This window comes from Sphingobacterium sp. UBA5789 (assembly GCF_002418355.1).
Taxonomy (GTDB): domain Bacteria; phylum Bacteroidota; class Bacteroidia; order Sphingobacteriales; family Sphingobacteriaceae; genus Sphingobacterium.
Genome location: NZ_DIDX01000006.1, coordinates 116,125 through 139,479 on the forward strand (window position 1 = coordinate 116,125; position 23,355 = coordinate 139,479).

Annotated in this window: 17 protein-coding genes and 2 tRNA genes; 4 read left to right on the forward strand and 15 right to left on the reverse strand. The window is 37.5% G+C overall.

The genetic code is table 11. From position 1 onward, the window contains the following. Positions 1 to 10: 10 nt before the first annotated feature. Genes B4B65_RS16765 through mnhG form a run of 3 tightly spaced genes read left to right on the forward strand, consistent with a single transcriptional unit; the run spans position 11 to position 1,117 of the window. Positions 11 to 487 (forward strand): Na+/H+ antiporter subunit E, encoded by a 477-nt coding sequence (locus B4B65_RS16765; protein ID WP_201680627.1) that lies wholly within the window; start codon positions 11 to 13, stop codon positions 485 to 487. Further along, positions 484 to 759 (forward strand): monovalent cation/H+ antiporter complex subunit F, encoded by a 276-nt coding sequence (locus B4B65_RS16770; RefSeq protein ID WP_003000626.1) that lies wholly within the window; start codon positions 484 to 486, stop codon positions 757 to 759. Before B4B65_RS16765 ends, B4B65_RS16770 begins: the two co-directional genes overlap by 4 nt. Next, a complete protein-coding gene (gene mnhG / locus B4B65_RS16775; protein ID WP_293917098.1) occupies positions 752 to 1,117 on the forward strand; it encodes a monovalent cation/H(+) antiporter subunit G in 366 nt (121 codons plus the stop codon). The genes B4B65_RS16770 and mnhG overlap by 8 nt, the downstream gene beginning before the upstream one ends. A gap of 600 nt (positions 1,118 to 1,717) precedes the next feature. Here mnhG and B4B65_RS16780 read toward each other — a convergent pair. The 7 genes from B4B65_RS16780 to B4B65_RS16810 all read right to left on the reverse strand — a co-directional run bounded on the left by B4B65_RS16780 (position 1,718) and on the right by B4B65_RS16810 (position 11,882). Further along, the gene (locus B4B65_RS16780) at positions 1,718 to 2,578 is read right to left on the reverse strand and encodes a DUF4302 domain-containing protein (RefSeq protein WP_201680629.1); all 861 of its coding nucleotides are present in this window, start codon (positions 2,576 to 2,578) and stop codon (positions 1,718 to 1,720) included. 5 nt (positions 2,579 to 2,583) lie between these two features. Continuing rightward, complete coding sequence (locus B4B65_RS16785) at positions 2,584 to 3,486, reverse strand: zinc-binding metallopeptidase (protein ID WP_201680630.1); 903 nt, start codon at positions 3,484 to 3,486, stop codon at positions 2,584 to 2,586. Positions 3,487 to 3,488: 2 nt separating this feature from the next. Then, on the reverse strand, positions 3,489 to 5,084 hold the full coding sequence (locus tag B4B65_RS16790) for a RagB/SusD family nutrient uptake outer membrane protein (protein WP_201680631.1): 1,596 nt from the start codon (positions 5,082 to 5,084) through the stop codon (positions 3,489 to 3,491). A gap of 12 nt (positions 5,085 to 5,096) precedes the next feature. Beyond that, a complete protein-coding gene (locus B4B65_RS16795) occupies positions 5,097 to 8,729 on the reverse strand; it encodes a SusC/RagA family TonB-linked outer membrane protein (RefSeq protein WP_293917102.1) in 3,633 nt (1,210 codons plus the stop codon). A 106-nt stretch (positions 8,730 to 8,835) separates the two neighbouring features. Further along, positions 8,836 to 10,020, reverse strand: coding sequence for a FecR family protein (locus B4B65_RS16800; protein WP_293917105.1), 1,185 nt, complete (start codon positions 10,018 to 10,020; stop codon positions 8,836 to 8,838). A 148-nt stretch (positions 10,021 to 10,168) separates the two neighbouring features. Continuing rightward, positions 10,169 to 10,702 (reverse strand): RNA polymerase sigma-70 factor, encoded by a 534-nt coding sequence (locus B4B65_RS16805; protein WP_293917107.1) that lies wholly within the window; start codon positions 10,700 to 10,702, stop codon positions 10,169 to 10,171. A 61-nt stretch (positions 10,703 to 10,763) separates the two neighbouring features. Beyond that, positions 10,764 to 11,882, reverse strand: coding sequence for a lactonase family protein (locus tag B4B65_RS16810; protein ID WP_293917110.1), 1,119 nt, complete (start codon positions 11,880 to 11,882; stop codon positions 10,764 to 10,766). A 240-nt stretch (positions 11,883 to 12,122) separates the two neighbouring features. Here B4B65_RS16810 and B4B65_RS16815 point away from each other — a divergent pair, with 240 nt between their 5' ends. Continuing rightward, positions 12,123 to 13,499 carry a peptidylprolyl isomerase gene (locus tag B4B65_RS16815; RefSeq protein ID WP_201680636.1) on the forward strand — a complete coding sequence of 459 codons (1,377 nt, stop codon included), beginning with the start codon at positions 12,123 to 12,125 and terminating at the stop codon, positions 13,497 to 13,499. Between the two features lie 100 nt (positions 13,500 to 13,599). Here B4B65_RS16815 and B4B65_RS16820 read toward each other — a convergent pair whose 3' ends face one another. The 8 genes from B4B65_RS16820 to B4B65_RS16855 all read right to left on the reverse strand — a co-directional run bounded on the left by B4B65_RS16820 (position 13,600) and on the right by B4B65_RS16855 (position 23,341). Next, the gene (locus B4B65_RS16820) at positions 13,600 to 14,463 is read right to left on the reverse strand and encodes a DUF4440 domain-containing protein (protein WP_201680637.1); all 864 of its coding nucleotides are present in this window, start codon (positions 14,461 to 14,463) and stop codon (positions 13,600 to 13,602) included. 27 nt (positions 14,464 to 14,490) lie between these two features. Further along, positions 14,491 to 15,957 (reverse strand): cysteine--tRNA ligase, encoded by a 1,467-nt coding sequence (cysS, locus tag B4B65_RS16825; protein ID WP_293917113.1) that lies wholly within the window; start codon positions 15,955 to 15,957, stop codon positions 14,491 to 14,493. A 20-nt stretch (positions 15,958 to 15,977) separates the two neighbouring features. Beyond that, entirely contained in the window at positions 15,978 to 17,279 is a 1,302-nt protein-coding gene (der, locus tag B4B65_RS16830; RefSeq protein ID WP_039990476.1) for a ribosome biogenesis GTPase Der, read from the reverse strand. A gap of 276 nt (positions 17,280 to 17,555) precedes the next feature. Next, entirely contained in the window at positions 17,556 to 19,184 is a 1,629-nt protein-coding gene (locus tag B4B65_RS16835) for a RagB/SusD family nutrient uptake outer membrane protein (protein ID WP_293917119.1), read from the reverse strand. A gap of 11 nt (positions 19,185 to 19,195) precedes the next feature. Continuing rightward, positions 19,196 to 22,321, reverse strand: coding sequence for a SusC/RagA family TonB-linked outer membrane protein (locus B4B65_RS16840; protein ID WP_293917122.1), 3,126 nt, complete (start codon positions 22,319 to 22,321; stop codon positions 19,196 to 19,198). Positions 22,322 to 22,844: 523 nt separating this feature from the next. Continuing rightward, a complete protein-coding gene (locus B4B65_RS16845) occupies positions 22,845 to 23,090 on the reverse strand; it encodes a GIY-YIG nuclease family protein (protein ID WP_293917124.1) in 246 nt (81 codons plus the stop codon). Between the two features lie 60 nt (positions 23,091 to 23,150). After that, positions 23,151 to 23,222, reverse strand: a tRNA-Met gene (locus B4B65_RS16850). A 47-nt stretch (positions 23,223 to 23,269) separates the two neighbouring features. After that, a tRNA-Met gene (locus B4B65_RS16855) sits at positions 23,270 to 23,341 on the reverse strand. Positions 23,342 to 23,355: the final 14 nt, after the last annotated feature.

A 23,355-nucleotide genomic window follows, 5' to 3' on the forward strand; every position in this document is an offset into this window, starting at 1 on the left:
GATAATTGATATGATAAAACAATTTTTAATGAACCTGCTGCTTTGCTTTATCTGGATAGCACTGACAGGTTCCATGTATTATACAAATTTTCTTTTCGGTTTTTTGCTAGGATTCTTTATCCTGTGGATCATGAATATCAATGAAACGGATCAAAGATATTTCTACCGTGTACCCAAAACGGCAGGCTTTGTCCTATACTTTCTTTACGAGATGATTGTGGCTAATATTCAGGTTGCTTATGATGTAATTACACCAAAGTATTTTTTTAAACCGGGGATCATCCGATATCCGCTAAATGCAAGAACAGATTTTGAAATTAACTTGCTGGCTACCATTATTTCCCTCACTCCGGGAACATTGATTCTGGATATCAGCGACGATAAGTCTGCCTTATATATTCATGTGATGTACCTCAAGGATAAAGATAAATTTATCGCTCAGCTTAAGAATGGATTTGAAAGACGATTATTAGAGATTATCAGATGATGCTAAATACTTATTTCGATTATGTAATTCTTCCGATTTTAACTATTTCGGTCATCTTAACGTTTATTCGTTTATTTAAGGGGCCTGATGTAGTAGATAGGGTCATTGCCTTAGATTTGATCATCACCATTGGAATCGGGATTATTACAGTTTACAGTATACGTACACAACAGGAGGTACTCCTGGATGTCGCTATTATACTCGCTCTGATTGCCTTTTTAGGAACAGTAGCCTTTTCATATTACCTTGAAAAAAAAGATCATCATGACTGATATATTTTTAGCCATATTCAGCACTATAGGTGCATTAGCCATTTTATTTGCTTCAATTGGCATTTTGCGTATGCCGGACTTTTATTTACGTCTGTCCGTTACGGTAAAGGCCGCTACATTAGGCGTAGGTTTTTTCCTGCTCTGTGCAGCGATTATCTTTCCCGATGTATCGGTGACAACCAAAGCTATCGCTATTACTTTCTTTTTAATATTAACAGCTCCTGTTGCTGCACATATGATAGGCAGAGCAGCTTACATTACAGGGGCAAAACTCTGGAAAGGTACAATTGTAGATGACCTTAAAGGAAAATATGATGAGGAAACTCATCAGCTAAAGGGAGAAGAGGAAGATAAATAAGTGTCTCTTTATTGATAAGAAGCCATTCTCATAAAATACAATATAAAGATTCTTCAAAAAAGATGGGAAGCATCTTTATATGACTGCCTTAAACTTTTCTAATGATCACAGATATTTCGGAAACAGCTGTTTTTCAGACCATAAAATAATCTCCGAAAAATATTAGAGCGATACTGAAAATGTTATACAACACATTAAAATACCAGCGATAGTAATATTGTTTTTTAAATATGATATAGTAAATCGAGATTCCCAAAAGAATAAAACATCCAAGAATTGCAGGAATTCGTACCAGCTGATCTGCTATACTATGCAATACAATTATCCATTCCGGCAAATATAATAGTGATCCAAAAACGAAGACCGTAATTGCAAAAAAGATCAATATAACCACGGAACCCCAAAAAACCAGTTTTGATTTTCGGATATCCCTTTCTTTTTGATATGTCTCCTTTTCCATAATTATCAGTAATTGGCAAGTATTACATTATAACAAATAATCTTAAAAAAAGCCCTCCCGGATAGTTCCGGGAAGGCCATTATTAATAAACATATAAAACTCTCCTGCCGACTCAAAACAACAGGAAAGCTTTACTCTAATTAACTTCCGGGCACTAATTTTAAAGTTTTCTCCGCATTTTCGAAGTAACCTCTGGTATAGGAACCAGTTGGCGCCACATATGTTAGCTGCTTAAATCTGACACCTTCTATCGTATAATCCTTATAGAACTCTAATCCGGTTGGAGTATATCTATATGCAAAATTTGTTGTGTTACCCGATATTCTTAGTGCACGTTTTGTGGTTGTATTTGGAAAAGTTGCGGCCAATGTTTTTCCAGCGACCTCAAATGAATATGCACCATAAGCATGAAACTTTGTTACAGCATCTTTATGCGCCTGAACAATAGTTGCTGCTTCTGAATTTCCGATTGGCAACATTACAATCTTATTATACGTTTTTCTTCCTTCCAAGATGACTGAATCGGCAGTAGCTTTTACTACTAAAAATTCAAAATCTCCTTTGTATCCACCATCTACCAGACCAATAAGAGTCGCATTGGTCATAAATTGACCTGGAAGTGAAAAGTAATGAATTGCAGAATTATAAGTATCAAAGGTTAAGATTGGTCCAGCACCTGGATATACCATATAACTACTGTTTGGATCTGTAGAGATTCTTGATGTAGGTAAGTTAACATAACTAAAATCTCCTTGCAATTCAACATTTACAGATGTAGTGAATTTGGCAAAAAGAGTATATCCCCCAAAATCCTGTGTAGCATTCGGAAAATACTTTATTAACCAGCCGCTAGGATTAGATTGAAGTACTGCATAAGCATTATCTACACTTTCATTCAAACGCACAGTTGGACTCTCATCGAATAATCGATCTCTTTTTTTATCGCAACCTGTAACTAATAATAGTAAAGCTGCTCCTATAGTAAGTATTGTAGATTTCATTATTTTTAATTTAATGTTGTTTGATCAAATGAATTCAAGTTAGCATAACGGTCCAAAATGACTTGTCTTAATTGATCCATATTAATTCCCCATTCTGAATTCATATAATTTTTCACAATAGTCAGTTTACTAGCAATCAAAGCTCTACCTGCAGCTGTAGATCCCGTAACATTTAACATAGCATCAAATTCTGCCTGAGATCTGGTAATGTAAAAAGAATATAATTCTGCAAAATCTTCTGTTGGAGCCTTTGAAGCATAAGTTGATATAAATCCTGCGGCAATAGCTGCACCAGAACTTGCCCAAACTTGGTTCCACGCATCATCTACATAAGCTGTTCCAGTTATCTCATTAAAGCCTGTTGGAAACGGCTTTCTCTGGTTAAAAATATGTTGCGTTTCGTGATGAACTGTTTTAAAGTAATATTGATTTAAGAATGCCTGATTAAGACCTGAGGTTGCATTCAGATTAATAACATTATACAATGAAATCTTTGCTCCATTTTCTGCAGTTCCTAAAATCACACTACCATTATTCTGTACAGCCACATTACCAATATAATTGAATAATCTCGCAAAATTATCTCTTACAAACTGCTTACTTCCAGTAACTTGATCATAAGGTCCCGTTCCCAGATATATCAACAGTTTTGTCAAACGAACAGAACCGTCATAAGTCGCAGGAACCAGATGATAGTTTACATCTGATTCTCTATCCACATATTTATATAAAATCTGAATATTATATGGTTTAGTTATATTCTCATAGATATAATTATCTAACGCATTCTTTGGTTTATCAGAGTCAACAAATACACTTTTTGAATCTAACTTATCACTCTTTTCACATGAATTGAAGAGAGACAAGCTTGCCAAAGAAAGTAATATTATAGTTCTAAAATTTTTCATTATTATCTAGGATTAGGGGTTAAACCTGCTTCAATTACGTCAACTGGTAATTGAAATGCTCTTCTATTGTCTCTTACTTTTAAAAGGTCTGGTGCAGAAATAATATTTAAACCATTCACTACACGTCTGTTTATTTCAATACCATAACGTTTTACATCGAACCAACGTAAACCTGTATGAAGAGTTTGAACTCTTCTCATGAATAAAACTGCATGGAGCATATTCTCCTGAGTTCCAGGATCAATAACATAATCAGGATTGTTAAACTTCTTTTTAGGAGTTGGAGCTGTTGGTGTATAATAATTAAAACTATTCGCCCACGTATTTATAGTAGCTTCAGTCATCGTGTACGTAGGAGTGATCGTATTTTTTGCCCATAGTTGCATATCTACTAAGGCCTCACTATACTTTTTCAGATGAATATTTGCTTCAGCTCTTGTTAAAAGCGCTTCTTCTGAAGTAATCGGCGTAAATACCCCTCTCCAAAATCCAGTTGCTGCAATTGGATCTGTCACTTCAAACATATAGGTAACTCTAGGAAACAAAAAGCGATACAGCGTAGCAGAAGAATATCTAAATGTACGGATTCTATATTGCGTATCGGAAAGACCTACACTATTGTAGGGAGGTCTAGCAAAAGGACCTTCTGTATTACCGATCAACCAGCCATGTGAGTATCTCGCTTGACTTGAAGGCCCTCCATATGGACCAAACTCCACGCCCATTGCAGAAACAGGCGCCGCAATTAAAAGATTTGCTTTGTCGCTACTTGCATTGAATTCGCGGGCTACGTTGCCCCATGTAGTTCCAAATGAAGCAATGTAAGCATAATTTCTTGTCAGATCTGCGGGATTAACACCCAATGCTAATGATGCATATTGCTGCGCTTTCTCCCAATTTCCCATGTACAAATAAACTCTCGCAGCAAATGTATTGGCTGCTGCTTTGTTAAAATGATACTTTGCAACATTACTATTAGCATAAGAATTGTCACTGATAAGAGGGATTCCTTCTTCTAAATCCTTAATAATAAAGTCATAAACCTCCTGTACAGTATTACGTTCATATTTAGGATTGAGTATAGTCTCACCTTTAGTCATATAGGTAACTCCCAGATCTGAAGATGAAAAATCTTTAGCATAATGCTGTGCAAACATATTGACCAATATAAAGTGGTTATATGCACGCGCAACCAGAGCCTCACCTTTCTGAGCATTTAGACTTGCTGGACTACCTGCTTCTTCAATAGCTTGTAATGCAGCATTCGCGCTGGCGATTGATGAATAAGAGGAACTCCACAACCGATCAATACCATCGTTATTACCGACTTCTGTACTTGGTTGCCAATTATAAATTTCATTTGAGAACCTGTCGGAGTAAGCACTTAAGTTTTCCTGCTCATCTGTATTATCAGATGCCCATTCAGCCGGAACAACGTAGGCTGTCTGTGGATAAGCGGAAACCAACATCTTCGAAATTTTCTCTGTACTGTTCAATTCCGCACGATTATCCGGAAGAGGATCTAAGAATTTTTCACACGATGTATTAATCGCCAAAATACCTAGAACAGTTAATATATATAATTTTCTTTTTTTCATTTCAATAAAGAATTAAAGTCCTAAATTAAGTGTCAAGGTATATTGTCTTGCAATTGGCAAAGCAACACCTCCTGCGTTAACAAACTCAGGATCCTGACCATTTAAACGTTTGTCTGCATAAATCAACCATGGGTTAATTGCATTAAATCTTATTCCTAAAGATGACAGTTTAAAGGAGTTTGCAATATTCTTAGGTAAAGAATACGATAATGAAACATTTTTCAATCGTATAAAATCTCCTGAAGCAATATTTACTGTTGAATAATTATAGGCGTTATAAGCATAAGAGTACTCACTATTATTTCTAATAAAACGGTTATCAATAATAACAGGAACATTTGTAATGTTTTCCTCTCCTGGAGCAGACCATGAATCCCAGAATTCACGAGTTGTAGCCTTTAAGTCTGTATACGCTGTTCTGTAGACAGGATCTAATCTCACAACATTCCCAAACGAGTAGGTCAGGAAGATATCCAATTTAAAGTTTTTGTAATTAAATACGTTGGAAAAACCTCCGACATCTGTTGGATCTGTAGGACCTTCATATTTTAAGAAATCCAACTCATCTCTCTTTTGGAAATAAACACCAGTAGTTGTTTCCTCCCCATTAACATAATTATAAATTGGAAGTCCGTTTGGAGAAATACGATTCAAAGGAATCGAGAACAACGAACGTACAGGATAACCTTCTACTGCAAAGCCTGTTCCGGAGATCAATTCAGAAACTGTACTTCTACTTAAGAAGTCAGTGACTTTATTGGTAGCTCTTGTATAGTTAAGCGTTGATATCCAGCTAAAATTATCATTCTTAATTAGAGTAGCTCCAATTGCAACCTCAAGACCTTGAGATTTCATTTTCGCAACGTTACCATATTTAAGGATCTCACCACCTAATCCCTGAGTAGGAATACGACCGATCAGATCATGATTGTTTCTGGTGTAATAATCCACATCTACAGATACTCTATTTTGAAATAATCCTAATGAAGCTCCTAAGTTCAACTCATATTTCTTCTCATACGTTAATTCTGAGTTTTCTAATGTTTCAATCTCTAAACCACTTTCTTTATCTGAGGTATTAGGTCTCCAAGGATTATAACTTTTTATAATAATTTTAGAGTTTGTTACGAATGCAGGCCCTCTGTCTGCGGTTAAGCTGTAAGATCCTTTGAATGCCAAATTACTGATGGGAGATTCCAAATCCTTAAAGAATTGTTCTTCATGAACATTCCATAAACCGGAAACGTTCCATGTCGGCATCCATCTTGCTGTTGTGGATCTACCCAAACGGTTTGTTCCTTCATAACGGAAGGTACCATTAATGGAATAACGATTATCGTAAGAATAATTTGCTGTAGCGTAGAATGCAGCTTGTCTGTTTCTGGTATTTCTAATAGAATAATAATCTGTATTCTGCTCCTGACCTTTTTTGAATATTCTGTAATCAACAAAAGGAATCTCCCCTAAATCATATTGAAGTCCCCAGGCTCTGAACCAGTTGTTATTTCTTTCAGTTGCTTCAGTTTCAGCTCCGGCAAAAACATACACTCTGTGTTTTTCCTGGAATGTCTGATTATATTCTGCTGTAAATCGGAATAAATTATACATCATCTTATTATCAGTACGATTATATATACCTCCCGCAGGCATGATAATTTCAGGTACTGCATAAGGGTCTGTTGGATCCGTATACAAGAATGGATTAGCATCACGTATAAAAGTAGTTGGCGCAGAACGATATGCTAAGGCTTGATTAGATTGATCTTTTATATGATGTTGCTGAGATGCTTGTTGATATCTTACGGCACCCAACACTCCCAATTCCACAGACTTAATCACTTTCCATTTAAGATCTCCCTGAAATCTTATGTCGGCAGCATCAATATCCATATAATTATTCTCTAATTCATGAAGAATATTAAACGGAGCATAGTTCCGGCGGTAAAAATCATTAGCATCTAATGTTCTTGACGTATTCAATGCATAAGCATATGGATTAATATCAAAATCACGTTTTACTTCCATCGATACCACATCTGTAGATCTACCTAATGTACCCGGAGCTCGCTGATCTCTGTATGATCCGTTTGAATTGAGGGATAATTTAAGATTATCTAATAAACTGTATGATGCATTAAGGAGAGCTGTATATCTCTTTACCTTACTTTGTTTTGCCCATCCCGGATCAACTACAGCACTCATAGAGGTATAATATTGTGCTTTTTCGGTACCAGATCTCATGCTCAAAGAATGATTTTGCATTACATTGTTATCAAACAATTGATCAAACCAATTTGTATTTCTATACTCTGCCTCTCGTAGATACGCATTACGGGCTGCCTCTGTATTCTCTAATTGACCTGAATTAATCAGATCGTACATCTTTCCATAAACACCACTTTCAGAACGAGAAACAACATTAGACATATTCAGCCAACCTCTTTGTTCTAAGAATTGGTAAAACGCCATTTGTTCCTGCGAATTCATAATATTGAATGTGCTATAAGAAGGCTTTTGTCTAAAAGTATATTCACCTGAATAGTTGAATGAATTTACACCTGCTTTACCTTTTTTAGTCGTTACAACGATAACCCCTCCCATTGCACGTGCACCATAGATAGAAGTTGCTGAACCATCTTTTAAGATTTGAAAAGATTCGATATCATTAGCGTTAAGACCAGCTACAGCCGAACTGATCAATGTCATAGCATCACCAGAAGACAAATCATCAGTACCCACATCTGCTACATCCTCTATAATCATTCCGTCAATAACCCATAAAGGTTTTGAGTTACCATAAATAGATGTTGCACCACGTACTCTGATCTTAGGAGCCGTACCAAATGTACCTGTTGTATTTTGAACAATAACACCGGCAACCCTACCTTCCAATGCTCTGGATGGATCAGGCAAACCTCCCAATTCAATATCTTCCATATTTACCTTGGCAGTCGCTCCTGTAAATAATCTTCTATCTATCTTGGCTCCAAGACCTGTAATAACAACTTCTTCTAAAGCTTTATCTTCATTAGATAATTGTATTTCTATAGAAGAACGTCCTGATACACTGATTTCTCTTGGATTGAATCCGACAAAACGAACTACCAAAGTAGCATTAGACGCTGCATTGATAGAGAAAAATCCCTGATCATTAGTACTTGTTGAAGTCGAAGAACCTTTTACAGAAACTGTTGCTCCGGCAAGTGGTCTGCCATTCTCATCTTTGATTGTTCCAGTCACAGGTCTTTGAATATCAAGATTCCGACTTGCTACAGGTGTAATCTTATTAACAGTAATTGTTCCTGCAATTATTTTAAAAGAATAGTCTGCACTATTCAGAACATTAGAAAGTGCGCTCTCTACAGAAGCACCTTTTAAGTCTACATTTACGGGCTTAGCATTTCTAATCACCTCATCTTCATACAAGAATCTGTATTTAGTTTGTTTAGAGATGGATGAAAACACTTCCTCCAATTTTGCGTTTTTCAATGACAGGGATACTTTCTGAGCCACACTATCAGCATGTACACAAGTCATAAAAACCAATGATAGTATAACCGTAATTTTCATGGTTAGTAATAATTGGCGCAAACGAGCTTTTTCCTGACGCGAATCAAGCTGTTTGCGAAATAATAAGTTTTTCATACATTTGAGTAATTGGGTAATTTGGGTTAGTTCACTTAATTTCAGTTCCTAATTAATTCATGGACAGGGGTGCTGCAACATCCCTGTTTTTTTTCAACTTAGAGTATCATTTTTCCATAGTTTTTCTGTTTATATGTTTGTTAATAATTGTTAGTTTCTTTCCATCTACGTCAAAGTCAAGATGACTAACGTAACGCAGCATTTCTAAGACCTGACTCAGGTTGACATTTCTTTCTATACTTCCCGAATATCCTTTATCAAATTCGATCTGACCAATAAACGAAACATCCAAATCATACCATCTGGACAATTCCGCTGCTATATAGGCTATATTATCTCCTTTAAAATAGAATTCATTATTTTTCCAGGCAAGCTCTTTTCTAAAATCTGATTTCGATTTTTTAACCGATTGATCTGTAGATAATGCTGATTCTCCCGGTAATAACAGTGTACTCATTTCACCATTAGACACTTCTACTTTCCCTTCTACCAAAGTAGTTTTTACTGCTTTTGAGTAAGAATTCACATTAAAGTGTGTACCCAGTACTTTTATGGAATTTCCACCTGCCTCTACAATAAAAGGTCTCGAAGCATCTTTGGCCACTTCAAAATAAGCTTCTCCCTCTAAGTAGACTCTACGTTCATTTCCGGAGAACTGAACAGGAAATTTCAATTTCGAAACTGCATTAACCCAAACCTTAGTACCATCAGAAAGCTCAATTCTAAAAAAACTGGCCTTAGGTACCACAAGAGTATTATAGACCATCAATTTTGCAGATCCTGCATCTACATACCGTATGCCGTCTTTACTGCCTTCCACTTTAGCATCTTTGGAAATTGTTTTTGTATCCGATACATCCACATGACTTCCGTCTGCCAGAATAAGATGTGCGCCACTTGTACCCGGAAGAACATCATTTTTGTATTTTCCGGTGGTATCCGCAACAATAGACTTATGGGCGATATCCTCACCATGTTGATTTAACCAGATCCATGATAAAGAAAAACAAATAGCCAGAAGTGCCGCAACAGCGGTATAGATATAATAGTTTGGTTTATACTTTTTTCTCTGCTTTGCGTTTACTTTATCCCACGCTGCATCTACATCTACATCATGTATAAAATTAAGATCCTCCTCTATTGTCTCCGAATTTTTAAATGTTTCAACAAAATCTCTGTTCTTATGATCAGAAGCCATCCATTCTCTGAAATCAATAGTTTCCTGCTCAGAAAGCTGATTTCTGAGGTACTTTTTGACTAATTGGCTAGTGTAAAAATGGTTTCTTTTCATAACGTTGTATATATATAGAAACATTCATGGCATAAAAGGGTGACAAGAAGTTAAAATAATTTTAATTTTTTGTTAGGGGTATGTAAATAAGGAGAAGTTTTCCGGAAATAATTAGGAAAAAAGTGATTTAATCAAATAAAATAAAGGATTATTTAATACTGAACAAAAGAAGAAAAATAGCCAAAAGCTCCGGATCCAGTTTGGCTAATAGTGTTTTCATTCCTCTTTGCTTCTGAGTTTTTACCGTATTAACACTAATATCGAGTTTTTCGGCTATTTCCAGGTTAGAAAGACCTTCAAGATAGCCCATACGGAAAACATGCTGACAAGATTTGGGCATCTCAGCAATAACGCGATAAACATCTGCAATTACCTCAGAAAAAATAAGAGAATGCTCCACCTGACTTTCTTCTTCTTCTTTGATCGGGTTGAGCATCCAGTAACGTTGTTGAATTTTTTCTCTCCGATGAATATTGTAACAAGAAAAGCGAACAGCGGTGTACAAAAAGTTTTTTATAGCATGCTCTTCACTTGATACATTTTCCTGTTGATCAAAGTAAGCACAGAAAGCATCCTGCACGACATCTTCGGCCTGAGATTTAACTCCAAGCTGCTTCCACGCAAAATGACAAAGGCGAGGATAATATTTTTTGAATATATATTCGTTAGGCTCTCTTTTCATAATCCCTCTTCAAAAATATCCAGGTTGTTAACAATTGTTAAAGCAAGCTAGCAAATATCTCTTAAAAAACAATACAGACCGGAGAAAAAATATTTAGATCGGGCTCTACTTTCTGTAACGAACCCTTGGCAATATTACGCTTAAATAGCGTTACGTTATCTGTAGACTGGTTTCCGATCAGAATTGACTGACCGTCAGGAGAAAAATTAAAATTGCGAGGCCCCTTACCTCCGACATTATATGTATCAACAACTATTAGCTTTCCGTCTTTTAAAACTTTATAAGCAGTGATTACATTTGCATCTCCTCTATTAGTAGCATACACAAATTTTCCGTCCGGAGACAGCTTTATATCTGCAGCACCATTTCCTCCAGTAAATCCGGTTCTGTTTATATCTATTTCCTGTATCGCTTCCCATTTATCTTTCTTCTTTGCATATGCAACAACTTTTGCTGTCATCTCTGTGACCAGATAAAATGACTTGCCATCTTTAGCAATAGCGATATGACGTGGCCCGCCCCCAGCCGGAGTATGGATGACAGAAGGTACTCCTACACCGTAGACTCCATTAGTTTGCTTTACAGGATAAATACTGATTCGATCAGTACCTAAATCCTGCACAAATACAGACTTAAAATCCGGAGCAAAGAATGCTGAATGTACATGCGGCTTGTCCTGGCGGGAAGGGTCCGCTCCTTTGCCACTATGCTGCACAAGAGTATCTCTCGAAGCAATACTTCCATCGGTATTCAACCTGAAAACTGCAAAAGATCCACCTGAATAATTTGAAACGACGGCAATAGGATCAGTATGACTCAGGGAAACATGACAAGGATCCGCCCCACCCACATTTACCTTGTTTAAAAATATTAATTGTTTCCCGTCAAAATGATAAGCGGAAAGACTTTCTGTACCATCATTCTTTTCACTTACCGCATAAAGGGTCTTTCCATCTTTACTTTTTGCCAAAAAGGAGGGATTGTTACAAAAGGTGGTACTCAGCAGGTTCGCTTGCCGGCTTTTTTGATTGAAATCATATATGTATATTCCTTTGCTTTTTCCCGGCTGTGTATATGTTCCTACAAAAAGGGAAACATTTGTCTGGGCGATTCCTGCAGAAGGTATTAATAGTGCACATAAAAAGATCATTGGTATCAGACAGGTTCTTAAAGTATTCATAAGTTATGATTTGTTAAAATTGGTTAAATGTCAATGACTCATCCTAACCAAATATGTAATTTAGCCTTTCGTAAAAACTAACGTTGGATAAAGATAACTTTCCTCGATGTTATATGGCAATTATTTTTGACCAAAACACCAAAAAGTTAATTTAATCTGATATTTTTGCGTTAGTTTAGATGAGTATAAGATTTTGATAGTCAAATATCATATTCACAACGTAATTCAATTTCACTAAGAATGATCAAACAGTTATGTGTGTTACTATTTTGTGTATTGGGAAGTGTAAACCTCACTTTCGCACAGGGCAAAATAGTAGACAGAGTGGTGGCTACAGTGGGAGCTAATATCATATTGCAATCAGATATAGATATGCAGTATTCTCAAAACTTAGCTCAGGGAATGAGTCCTAACGAAGATTTCAAATGCTATATTCTTCAACAGTTATTAACACAAAAGCTTCTTGCGCAACAGGCAGTACTGGATTCGATTGAAGTATCCGAATCTGAAGTGGATGATAATCTCAACAACCGTCTAAATGTGATGACCCGTCAGGCAGGAGGAAAAGAAAGGTTGGAAAGTTTTCTGAACAGGTCTCTGTTACAGTATAAAGAAGAAATGCGTACCAGTGTGGCAGAACAATTGAAAGCACAGAAAATGCAACAGAATATTGTTCAGAAAATAGATGTTACTCCTTTAGAGGTCAAAAGATATTTTGAAGGTCTGGACAAAGACAGTCTGCCTTACTTTGACACCGAAGTTGAAATCGGAGAAATCGTGATGTATCCGGTACTCACTAAAGAAGAAAAAGAAACATCCCGCAAACGAGCTGAAGATCTTCGCAAACAAATTGTGGATGGTTCGGATTTCGGAACAATAGCAAGACTTTATTCCGAGGATAAGGGATCTGCTGTTGCTGGGGGAGATCTTGGATTCTCTACCCGTGATAATTATGTAAAAGAATTTTCTGCAGTTGCCTTTAAACTGAAACCAGGAGAGATCTCTCAGGTATTCGAGACAGAATACGGTTTCCATTTCCTGCAAGTACTGGAAAGAAGAGGTGAAGAGGTTCGTGCAAGGCATATTCTGATCTCTATCAAACCGACCAATGCAAGTCTGGAGCGCACAAAAGTAAAAATGGACAGCTTGTACCAAAAGTTGATCAATAAGAAAATAGATTTTTATAATGCAGCGACGCAATATTCAGACAATAAGGAAACGAAATTTAACGGTGGTATGGTTACTGATCAGAACAGATCTACACTAATACCTGTTAATAAACTTGAGGCAAGTGTATTTACAGCCATCGATCCTTTAAAAGCCGGAGAATACTCTCAACCTACCCTTTTTCAGGAAGAAGGACCTGCAGGTAAGAGTGGCTACCGCATCAGTTTTCTAAAGACAAGAATCCCTCCGCATAAGGCCAATCTTGATCAGGATTTTTCAAAAATAAAAGAAGCCGCTTCAGAAGACAAAACCAGAAGAAAGTTAAGCGAATGGTTTGAGAGCAGAAGAACGAATACATTTATCGCTATCAATGATGATTTTCATAAGTGCGACGATCTTAAAATCTGGATTAAACCTATAGAAAATGCTTCGGCAAATATCGCAAAATAAGTATAGTTCCTTATAAACTAAAGCGGGCTTCAACAGATGATGTTGAAGCCCGCTTTAGTTTATACCATTTGAATATCAGCGAAATGTGAACTTTGTTTTATTACCGCTCAAACATCATCTCAATCATCACCTTCCACTGATAGTCATCTTTCAGCTGCCAGATACGGATATAATTATATTTAACGGTTTTATCTTTAGTAATTACGTCTGCAGTACCGTAAGTATACGCATATTCACCACTGTATGCACGACCTACGTTTGTCGGATTAGTATGAATCTCTACACGTTGTTTTTTCAGGAATGCCATTACATCTTTCTTTCCTTCCATCGGATCCTGCCATGGATAAAGAAACTTTACATCATCTGTCAGGAATTCTCCGTATGCCGTTGGATTATTTGCTTTTAGAACTGTGGAGAACAGCTTGTCACTCTGCATCACGACATCTTCACGCTGACCCAGTCTTACTTTTGAACGATGCTTAAGATACCAGTTGTCATCCGGTTCATAATAGATCAAATCTGAGGCTTTCTGCTTACCATAGTTCTCTACTTCGGCTCTGAAGTTAACCTTCCATACCCCTTTTTTGTTTCTTTTCCAGACCGTCAGATATTGCCCGTAACGCTTTATTGCACCAACTTTCTGAAACTCCATAGCTCCGCTGGTCACTCCCCAATCCTGACTACGGGATACCAATACAAAATTAGGATCCCAGCTCATGACATCCGCAATATTGGGTCTGTTATTGAGATAATTGAAAGCATTTACTGCGGAAGGTGTGAAAAAGACAGATTCTTTATCTACAATAGACAAGAAAGCCTGATGAGGGCTACTGGATTGTGATAATTTAGCTGCATCCCGATCTACCGTAATCAGACTTCCAACTTTATCCGGCAATTGAGCCTGGCTGTTATAGGTTTGAAAAGTTAAAGCTGTGGCTACAGCTACTGTTGTCCAAAATTTCATTAATTATATTTTTACAACGGTCTAATATCAAATCTTATTCCAAAGTGTTCCGTCTTTACTGTCTTTCAATTGTATACCTATAGAGGACAACTCTTCACGGATACGATCTGATGTTGCGAAATCTTTATTCTGTTTGGCTGAATTACGGATATTAATAATCACATTCATTAGTTCATCCATATTATCTGTCCCTGCATTGCTATCATCATTCAACCCCAGAATATCTTCAACAAAGTCTTTCATAAAGGCTTTGAGTTCATCCAATCCCTTTTGATTAATGGTAGCTTTCCCATCATAAATAGAGTTGATGACACGCACAACCTCAAAAAGTTCTGCAATCAGTATAGGACTGTTGAAATCATCATCCATAGCTGAATAGCAGTTTTTCCGTATATCTTCCAGATTAAATCCGGAAGTAGCTTTAGAAGGCGTGATCTTATTCAATAATGCGATAGCATTCATCAATCGCTTAAATCCTTTATCCGCAGCATCCAGAGCTTCATTTGAGAAGTCCAATGTACTTCTGTAATGTGCCTGCAACATGAAGAAGCGGACTGCCATCGGAGAATAACCTCTTTCCAGAAGCGGATGATTCCCTGTAAACAATTCCTGAGGCAAAAATCCGTTACCGGAAGATTTAGACATCCGTGCACCGTTAACCGTCAGCATATTAGTATGCATCCAGTAACGCGCCGGACTGGTGTGATTACATGCTTCTGATTGAGCGATCTCATTGGTATGATGAGTAGCAGCCAGATCCATTCCACCACCATGTATATCAAACTGTGCTCCCAGATATTTATTGCTCATCGCCGAGCATTCAATATGCCATCCAGGAAAGCCTGTACTCCATGGTGCCGGCCAGCGCATAATATGTTCAGGTTTTGCCTTGATCCAAAGGGCAAAATCCAAACGTCCCCTTTTCTCATCCTGTCCGCCTAATTCACGCGTGTTGTTCAACATATCTTCCAGCTTACGATTGGTCAGAACAGTATAATCGTATTTTTGAACATATTTCTCCACGTCAAAATAAACGGTACCATTCACTTCATAAGCATAACCGTTATCAATGATCTGTTTGATCATCTCAATCTGTTCTGAAATATGTCCTGTAGCTGTAGGCTCAATACTTGGGGGAAGCGTGTTAAACAAGCGAAGTACATCATGAAAACCAATAGTATACTTTTGTACGATTTCCATTGGTTCCAATTGCTCCAGCTTAGCTTTTTTCGCAAATTTATCATCCCCTTCATCTCTGTCTCCTTCCAGATGTCCGGCATCAGTAATATTACGTACATAACGTACTTTATAGCCCAGATGCAACAGGTAACGGAATATCAGATCGAATGACACAAATGTGCGGCAGTTTCCTAAATGTACATCACTGTACACGGTGGGTCCACACACATACATCCCTACCATGGAAGGGTGAATAGGATTAAATTTCTCTTTCTTTCTGCTTATTGTATTATAAAGAACTAGATTATTTTCCATAAAATTATAAGAATGGGAATCTATTTTTGTCTGAAATATAACTGAATCGGAACACCCTCAAAATCAAAATTCTCGCGCAACTTATTCTCTACATATCTTTTGTAAGGATCTTTAATGTACTGAGGAAGATTACAGAAGAAAGCAAACATCGGGGATCTTCCCGGAATCTGGGTTACATATTTGACTTTGATATATTTTCCCTTAATTGCAGGAGGAGGATAGTTTTCGATCACCTGCAACATCACTTCATTCAACTTAGAAGTAGGGATTTTCTTGGTTTTATTCTGATATACTTTCGCAGCCACTTCAAGTGTTTTGTGGATACGCTGTTTCTCCGTTACGGATGTAAATACAATAGGAACATCTGTAAAAGGAGCAATTTTTTCGCGGATACGAGCTTCAAATTCTTTCATGGTCTTATTATCCTTCTCGATCAAATCCCACTTATTCACCACGATCATGACACCTTTTTTATTTTTCTCCGCTAAATGAAAGATATTAATATCCTGCGCTTCAATACCATCCTGAGCATCCAGCATCAGAATAACAACATCGGAGTCTTCCAATGCCTTGATCGTACGCATAACGGAGTAAAACTCAATATCTTCATTTACTTTTGATTTTCTACGCATTCCAGCCGTATCGATCAATAAGAATTCATGACCAAACTGATTATAGTGAATACGGATGGAATCACGAGTCGTACCTGCAACAGGTGTTACGATATTACGTTCTTTCCCTAATAATGCATTCGTCAATGAGGATTTACCTACATTCGGACGACCTACAATAGTATATTTTGGAAGCGTAGATTCTTCTTCTTCTTCAACTTCAAAAGTAGAAACAACAGCATCTAACAATTCTCCGGTTCCAGAGCCTGTAGCTGAAGAAATATTGTAAATTTCTCCCAGACCAAAGGCATAGAACTCTGCAGAGTCATGGTGTAGTTTCGCATGGTCAACTTTATTGGCAGCAACATATACGGGCTTCGTACTTCTTCTCAGAATATCAGCAATTTCATCATCCAGATCGGTGATACCGGTAGTCACATCTACCATAAAGATAATAACGGATGCTTCTTCGATGGCAATGTATACCTGATCACGAATAGCCTCTTCAAACACATCGTCTGATCCGTGTACAAAACCTCCGGTATCAATAACAGTAAATTTTTTCCCTATCCACTCAGCAGATTCGTAGTGACGATCGCGAGTCACCCCGCTAAAGTCATCCACAATAGCCTTTCTACTTTCCGTAAGACGATTAAAAAGAGTTGATTTTCCAACATTTGGACGACCTACGATTGCAACAATATTTGCCATATTTGTTATTTTGAATCGGCTCATTTATGATGAACCGCACAGTTATTCTAAATTATTAAGGGAACAAAGATACGGAATAAGGAATGATTATCCTTTATTAATATACTAAATTTGACGGAGAATCCATTATAGCTTTCGTATTTACAGGAACGGGCCTCTTAGAACTCTTTTTACGCACTTCAGGTGTATATATATCATTTAATATCCTGCGCCAACGTTAAGAACAAAAAAAGGTCACTCCATTTAGAGTGACCTTTTATAAACAGATTGAAACTTTTAATAATTTGGATTTTGACTTAACGTTCCTTTACTGTTGTCAATTACGACCTGTGGAATAGGCCATAATTCATTTTTCCCTTTTGTGAAGATTCTGTTCTCTACGAAAAAACGATCTGTAAGGTTAGTGAACGTTACTTCTCCGGTTTGAGGATTTACACTGCCCTTTGATAAGCTGCCATAAACAGCCCCGTTCATGACAACATCGGCTATTCCCCAACGGATAATATCGAATCTACGTCTTCCTTCTCCTGCAAATTCTACACGAAATTCCCGTCGGACCAATTCTCTCAGTTTTGTCTGATTACTATAAACAGCTTCGTTTACTTTAGGCATTCCTGCACGCACGCGTACCGCATTTAAATGTTCGTACACACTGTTATCAATTTTATTCAATTCGATTTTAGCTTCAGCATTCAGCAGCAGCATTTCAGCATAACGCATAACAATAATGTTCACGCCGACATTCCATACATTGCTATATGAAGACGGATTTTGCAAATATTTCTTATAGTTATATCCTGTACTGGATGCATTATCAGCTGCTGCAGGATGATCTTTTGAATTTGGATTCAAGGGATCAAAATATCTGCCACTATATAATGCTCCCGGATAAACCACAGTTGCTGAAAGTCTCGGATCACGATCTGTGTAGGGTTTTGCAGCACTGTATGTTGCAGACTCACTGGTAAGTTCTCCATCTTTTGTTTCATAAGCATCGATCAGATTTTGCGTAGGAACAATAGAACTCCAACCACCTGACAGATTTGGCATCATAATTCCTAAATCTGTGTACCCCTGAATATTAGCAACATACTGAATATCCATCATCACTTCACTGTTATTTTCATTTGCTTCTTCAAACAGATTTGCATAATCACCAAACAACTGATATGTGCCGGAAGTAATTATCTGTTCCGTAGTACTGATAACATCTTCGTGCTTGTTCTGAAAAGCATAACAACGAGCCAGCAACCCCAGAGCTGCTCCTTTAGTCATACGTCCTACATTACTGGCGTCGTATTTTGCAGGTAATATAGCTGCTGCATCTTTTAGTTCTGTCTCCACAAACTGAAGAACTTCTTTTTGCGTATTGGCTGGTGCATATGCTTCCTCAATCGAGACCGTTTTTGTCAGAATCGGCACTGCACCAAATAATGTCGCCATATCCAGATAACGATAAGCACGAATAACTCTGACTTCGGCTTTCAACCGATTTTTCAATGTTTCAGAAACAGGAGATTTATCTATATTCTCCAAAATCCAGTTTGCTCTTCTGATCAATTCATAGCTGTATCGTGTTGTAGCATTTCCAGCATCTGTAGGAGTTGCATTCCCGTTACCCAGTGCCTGAAATCCTTCCCAGGGAAAATCACTGTTAGAATTATCTGATGTACAATCCATGTAGAAGATCTGACTCCCATCTTCCCAGGAAGAACCGGGAACTAATTTACCGTCTGTTCCTCTTCTCCCACTATATAAACCTGTAACAGCGTACAATGTTTCTTTCTCTGTATTCCAGAAATTACTTTCACTTATTGCATCCAAAGGATCCTGATCCAGTTTTTGACAGGAAAACAAAACAGATGTAAGTCCTAATGCAACTGTTATATATGTATTAAATTTCATAACTTTTCTAATTAAAAATTCACATTCAAACCAAAAACATTTGTTTTTACCTGTGGATAGAAGTTACCTCTTGAATCCGCAGGTGTTTCCGGATCAAACCCTTTGGCAAAACCTGTAAAAGTCAATAAATTCTGTCCGCTATAGTATATTTTGGCTCCTTTGATTCCTATTTTATTCACAAAACTCTTAGGAATAGTATAACCCACTGTAATATTTTTCAGTCTTAAATAACTTGCATTTTGAATCCAGAAATCTGACGGCGTACTTGAAGGACTGTTTTGTGTCCAGCTAGTCAGTGCTCTTGGCATTGATCCGTTCGGATTGGTGCTTGCATTAAATCTGTCTGCATATATGTCAGTTGGCTTATCTGATCCTGAAATACTTCCGATGGCTTCACCCCACAGATATCCCTGCACTTTAGCTGCTCCCTGAAAAAATACACTCAGATCAAAATTTTTGTAGCTTAGGTTTGATGTCAGGCCAAAGATGTATTTAGGATCCGGCGAACCTAGGTATACACGGTCATTTCCGTCAATTTTACCATCTCCGTTTTGATCCTTATAGATCAGGTCTCCAGCACCGACATTATTGTTTACACCTTTGACACCACTGTTTTTATATTCTTCATCCGTACGGTATATACCCAGAGTTTCATAACCGTAGAATGAACGTATAGGTGATCCCTGCTGATAGACATAAAATGTACCGTTAGGCTCAGCTGCTGCATTTTTCCATTGCTTGATCTGATTATTTATGTATGAACCGTTTACTGCGAAGCTATACTTTAACTCTCCTGCTCTTCCCTGATAATTTAACTGAACTTCAATACCGTTATTTTGAACTTTTCCTGCATTTTGTGTTGGAGCAGGAAGTCCATACAAGGACGAGACAGGCAATTGCAATAATACTCCATCCGTTATACGATCAAAATAGTCCACCACAATACCCAGATTATTTTTGAAATTCAGATCAAAACCAATATTGGTACTTTGGGTAGCTTCCCACGCCAAAACCGGATTCGCTGAATTAACAATTGCTCCTCCCGGGCTCGTAACTCCTCCTAAGGGATAATTATATCCGGGGCTTATCACAAAAATACCGGGGTAGTAAGAGTCATTGGTAGGATAGTTATTGTCTGTTGTTGCGGCAAGCTGTTGATTACCCAGTTTCCCCCATCCCCCTCTTAGTTTAAATTCAGATATTGAATTCGCTAAACTGGAATTGGTAAAAAATTCTTCCTGTGAAATTCTCCATCCTGCCGAGAAAGAAGGGAATGTGCTCCATCTGTTTGAACCTAAAAAACGGGAAGTACCATCATGCCGTACATTTGCTTCCAACAGATATTTGTCAGCAAATACATAATTCAAACGACCAAACCAGGATCTTAATATTAACTTTTTAGCCCCGCCTTCTGCCTTTTGGCCATCAACATCTCCTAAATTTATTTCAGATAGATCATTATTTAAAAAATTCTGTCTGTAGGAACTGGAATAATCTGCTTTAAATGTCTCATCCATAAAACCTCCTAAAACATTCAGCTGATGTTGTCCAATCTTTTTATCATAGGTCAGTAAGGACTGAAATGTTAAGCGCTCAGACTGAAAGTTATATACAGTTAAATTATTTGGCCCCTGCTTACTTGTTGGAGCTCCGGTGGTATTATCATAGTATTGAATATCCTTTACAAATTTTGAAGAAAGATTATCAATCGGCTGAAATCCAACTACCTGTTTGAATTTTAACCCGTCCATGATCTTGAATTCTCCTGAGAAATTCACTTGAGTGTGTTTGTTGATCATCTTATCAACAGATCCCATATCCAACCATGCGATCGGGTTTCCATCTCCATAATAACCATAGTACCCATTTGAATATTTATAAGGAATAAAAGAAGGAATACGATTTGACTGCCTGAATATCTGCGCCATATCTCCCGTGTAAGGATTCACTGGCTCATCAATCCGTTGATAATTGTAAGCCAGACCCAAATCCAGATTCAGTCGTTCTGAAACCTTAGCCCCAATATTAGTCCGCAGATTATAGCGATCTGATGCAGCAATTTTGATCACTCCTTTCTGTCCCAGATAACCTGCGGATGCCATATACTTGACATCATCTGTCCCACCGGTAACCTGTAAGTTATGAGACTGCTGAAATCCGGAACCCTGATATAGCAAATCAAGCCAATCCGTATTAGGGTATTTATCAGGATCTGAACCGCTTTTAAATCCCTGAAGATCGGCTTCTGAAAAACGAATCGCTTTACCTTCATTGCTCAAAGCCTCATTCAAGATAACGGCATGATCATAGGAATCCATGTAATCAGGCAATCTGGTTGGATCCTGTATACCTGCATATCCTGTATAATTCAGTTGAGGCTTGCCATTTCCTCCTTTTTTTGTTGTGATCAAAATAACACCATTTGCAGCTTTTGAGCCATAAATAGCGGCACTTGGACCATCTTTTAGCACAGATATATTTTCTATATCATTAGGATTGATATTATTCATAGAACTCTCGATTCCGTCTACGATTACCAAAGGATTCGCATTATTAATGGTTCCCAGTCCTCTGATCCGGATTGTTCCGTTGTCTTTTCCTGGTTGTCCTGAATTCTGACTAATAGTAACACCCGCAAATTTTCCCTGAATAGCTGATGAAACATTCGTTACCGGCCGATCTTCCAGATCTTTGGAAGATATAGCCTGCACTGCTCCGGTCAGATTTACTTTCTTCTGTTTTGCAAAACCTACAACTACCACCTCTTCCAATGCTTCATTTTCTGATACCAGCTGAACGGATACAGTCGTACCAACGACGTTAACTTCCTGAGGTTCATACCCCACACTTGAAAATGTCAGAACATCACCTACTTTAGCATCAATACTAAAATTTCCGGAGGCATCAGTCGATGTCGCTTTAGCACTTCCTTTGACAATTACGGTAACTCCACTTACCGGATTAGTACCATCTGTCACTTTTCCTCTGATTCCCTGTTGCAAATGTCTCGCATAGGAATAATTAATCTCGCCCATACTTCCGGCCTTTACAATAAGAGCCGAAGAACCAGTTCCGGTTAGAAGTAAAGAAAGAAAAATCGGTTTGAAAGGAGCTTTAATTGAAAACTTCTTGATCATATTTTTTTAGTTTATTCTCATATCCACAAAACTTATATGTTTTAGAGTATGTGGTATGTATGTTTAGTTCCACAATAATAGGTCAATTGAAACTGTTAAGAAAGTGTTAACTAAACGAAAACGTTTGCGTAACTTTTACACTAAGTATTTTTTAGCAAAAGATGCACAATATTATTTGCTAAAAAACTCAAAACAGATTACATATCAGCGGCTTATAAAATAATATCCAAGAATATTATTCTGTAACAATTACTTTTGAGATCTAATTATTACATAATAAATTGTTAACTATATGTTTTGCAAAATATTATATGGCAATATTTTGCAAAACACCAGAACTAAACCCTTTTATTTTATATAGATCATTTGGTAAACAACGGAATAAAGAACATAAACCGTAAACATAGAAATCAATACTCCTGAAAACAAAAAAAGCCTCAGTTCGTAAACTGAAGCTTTAATGAGTAGCGGGGACCAGACTCGAACTGATGTCCGCCAGCTGGCGGATAAGAGCACGACAAGGCTACCCTTTCAGTAAGCTTCGGATAAATAACCGACCCTGATAACTTTTCAATTCCTGCTCTCTCTTCAGTGCTTCAGATTTAGTTATATATTCTTCTGTATACAATAATTCCCACGGCCGGTAACGGATCGTCCAACCCTTCGTCCCTAATTCGTTATGCGAAAGCATACGACCAGACAGGTCTGAAGTCACACCGATATAAATTTTGTTGTAAACAACGGAATAAAGAACATAAACCGTAAACATAGAAATCAATACTTCTGAAAACAAAAAAAGCCTCAGTTCGTAAACTGAAGCTTCAATGAGTAGCGGGGACCAGACTCGAACTGATGACCTTCGGGTTATGAGCCCGACGAGCTACCACTGCTCCACCCCGCAATATGCGATTAATATTTTTGGGTTAGCCTTGCGCTAACCCTTTTTAGTAGCGGGAACCAGACTCGAACTGATGACCTTCGGGTTATGAGCCCGACGAGCTACCACTGCTCCATCCCGCAATATATTTTATTTC

Coding starts and splice junctions, on each gene's coding strand:
- cysS (WP_293917113.1), bottom strand. CDS start 15,957: ATGGAAAATAATCTAGTTCTTTATAATACAATAAGCAGAAAGAAAGAG.
- B4B65_RS16790 (WP_201680631.1), bottom strand. CDS start 5,084: ATGAAAAAAAGAAAATTATATATATTAACTGTTCTAGGTATTTTGGCG.
- B4B65_RS16845 (WP_293917124.1), bottom strand. CDS start 23,090: ATGTTTACGGTTTATGTTCTTTATTCCGTTGTTTACAACAAAATTTAT.
- der (WP_039990476.1), bottom strand. CDS start 17,279: ATGGCAAATATTGTTGCAATCGTAGGTCGTCCAAATGTTGGAAAATCA.
- B4B65_RS16765 (WP_201680627.1), top strand. CDS start 11: ATGATAAAACAATTTTTAATGAACCTGCTGCTTTGCTTTATCTGGATA.
- B4B65_RS16805 (WP_293917107.1), bottom strand. CDS start 10,702: ATGAAAAGAGAGCCTAACGAATATATATTCAAAAAATATTATCCTCGC.
- B4B65_RS16835 (WP_293917119.1), bottom strand. CDS start 19,184: ATGAAATTTAATACATATATAACAGTTGCATTAGGACTTACATCTGTT.
- B4B65_RS16810 (WP_293917110.1), bottom strand. CDS start 11,882: ATGAATACTTTAAGAACCTGTCTGATACCAATGATCTTTTTATGTGCA.
- mnhG (WP_293917098.1), top strand. CDS start 752: ATGACTGATATATTTTTAGCCATATTCAGCACTATAGGTGCATTAGCC.
- B4B65_RS16800 (WP_293917105.1), bottom strand. CDS start 10,020: ATGAAAAGAAACCATTTTTACACTAGCCAATTAGTCAAAAAGTACCTC.
- B4B65_RS16770 (WP_003000626.1), top strand. CDS start 484: ATGATGCTAAATACTTATTTCGATTATGTAATTCTTCCGATTTTAACT.
- B4B65_RS16785 (WP_201680630.1), bottom strand. CDS start 3,486: ATGAAAAATTTTAGAACTATAATATTACTTTCTTTGGCAAGCTTGTCT.
- B4B65_RS16795 (WP_293917102.1), bottom strand. CDS start 8,729: ATGAAAAACTTATTATTTCGCAAACAGCTTGATTCGCGTCAGGAAAAA.
- B4B65_RS16815 (WP_201680636.1), top strand. CDS start 12,123: ATGATCAAACAGTTATGTGTGTTACTATTTTGTGTATTGGGAAGTGTA.
- B4B65_RS16840 (WP_293917122.1), bottom strand. CDS start 22,321: ATGATCAAGAAGTTTTCAATTAAAGCTCCTTTCAAACCGATTTTTCTT.
- B4B65_RS16780 (WP_201680629.1), bottom strand. CDS start 2,578: ATGAAATCTACAATACTTACTATAGGAGCAGCTTTACTATTATTAGTT.
- B4B65_RS16820 (WP_201680637.1), bottom strand. CDS start 14,463: ATGAAATTTTGGACAACAGTAGCTGTAGCCACAGCTTTAACTTTTCAA.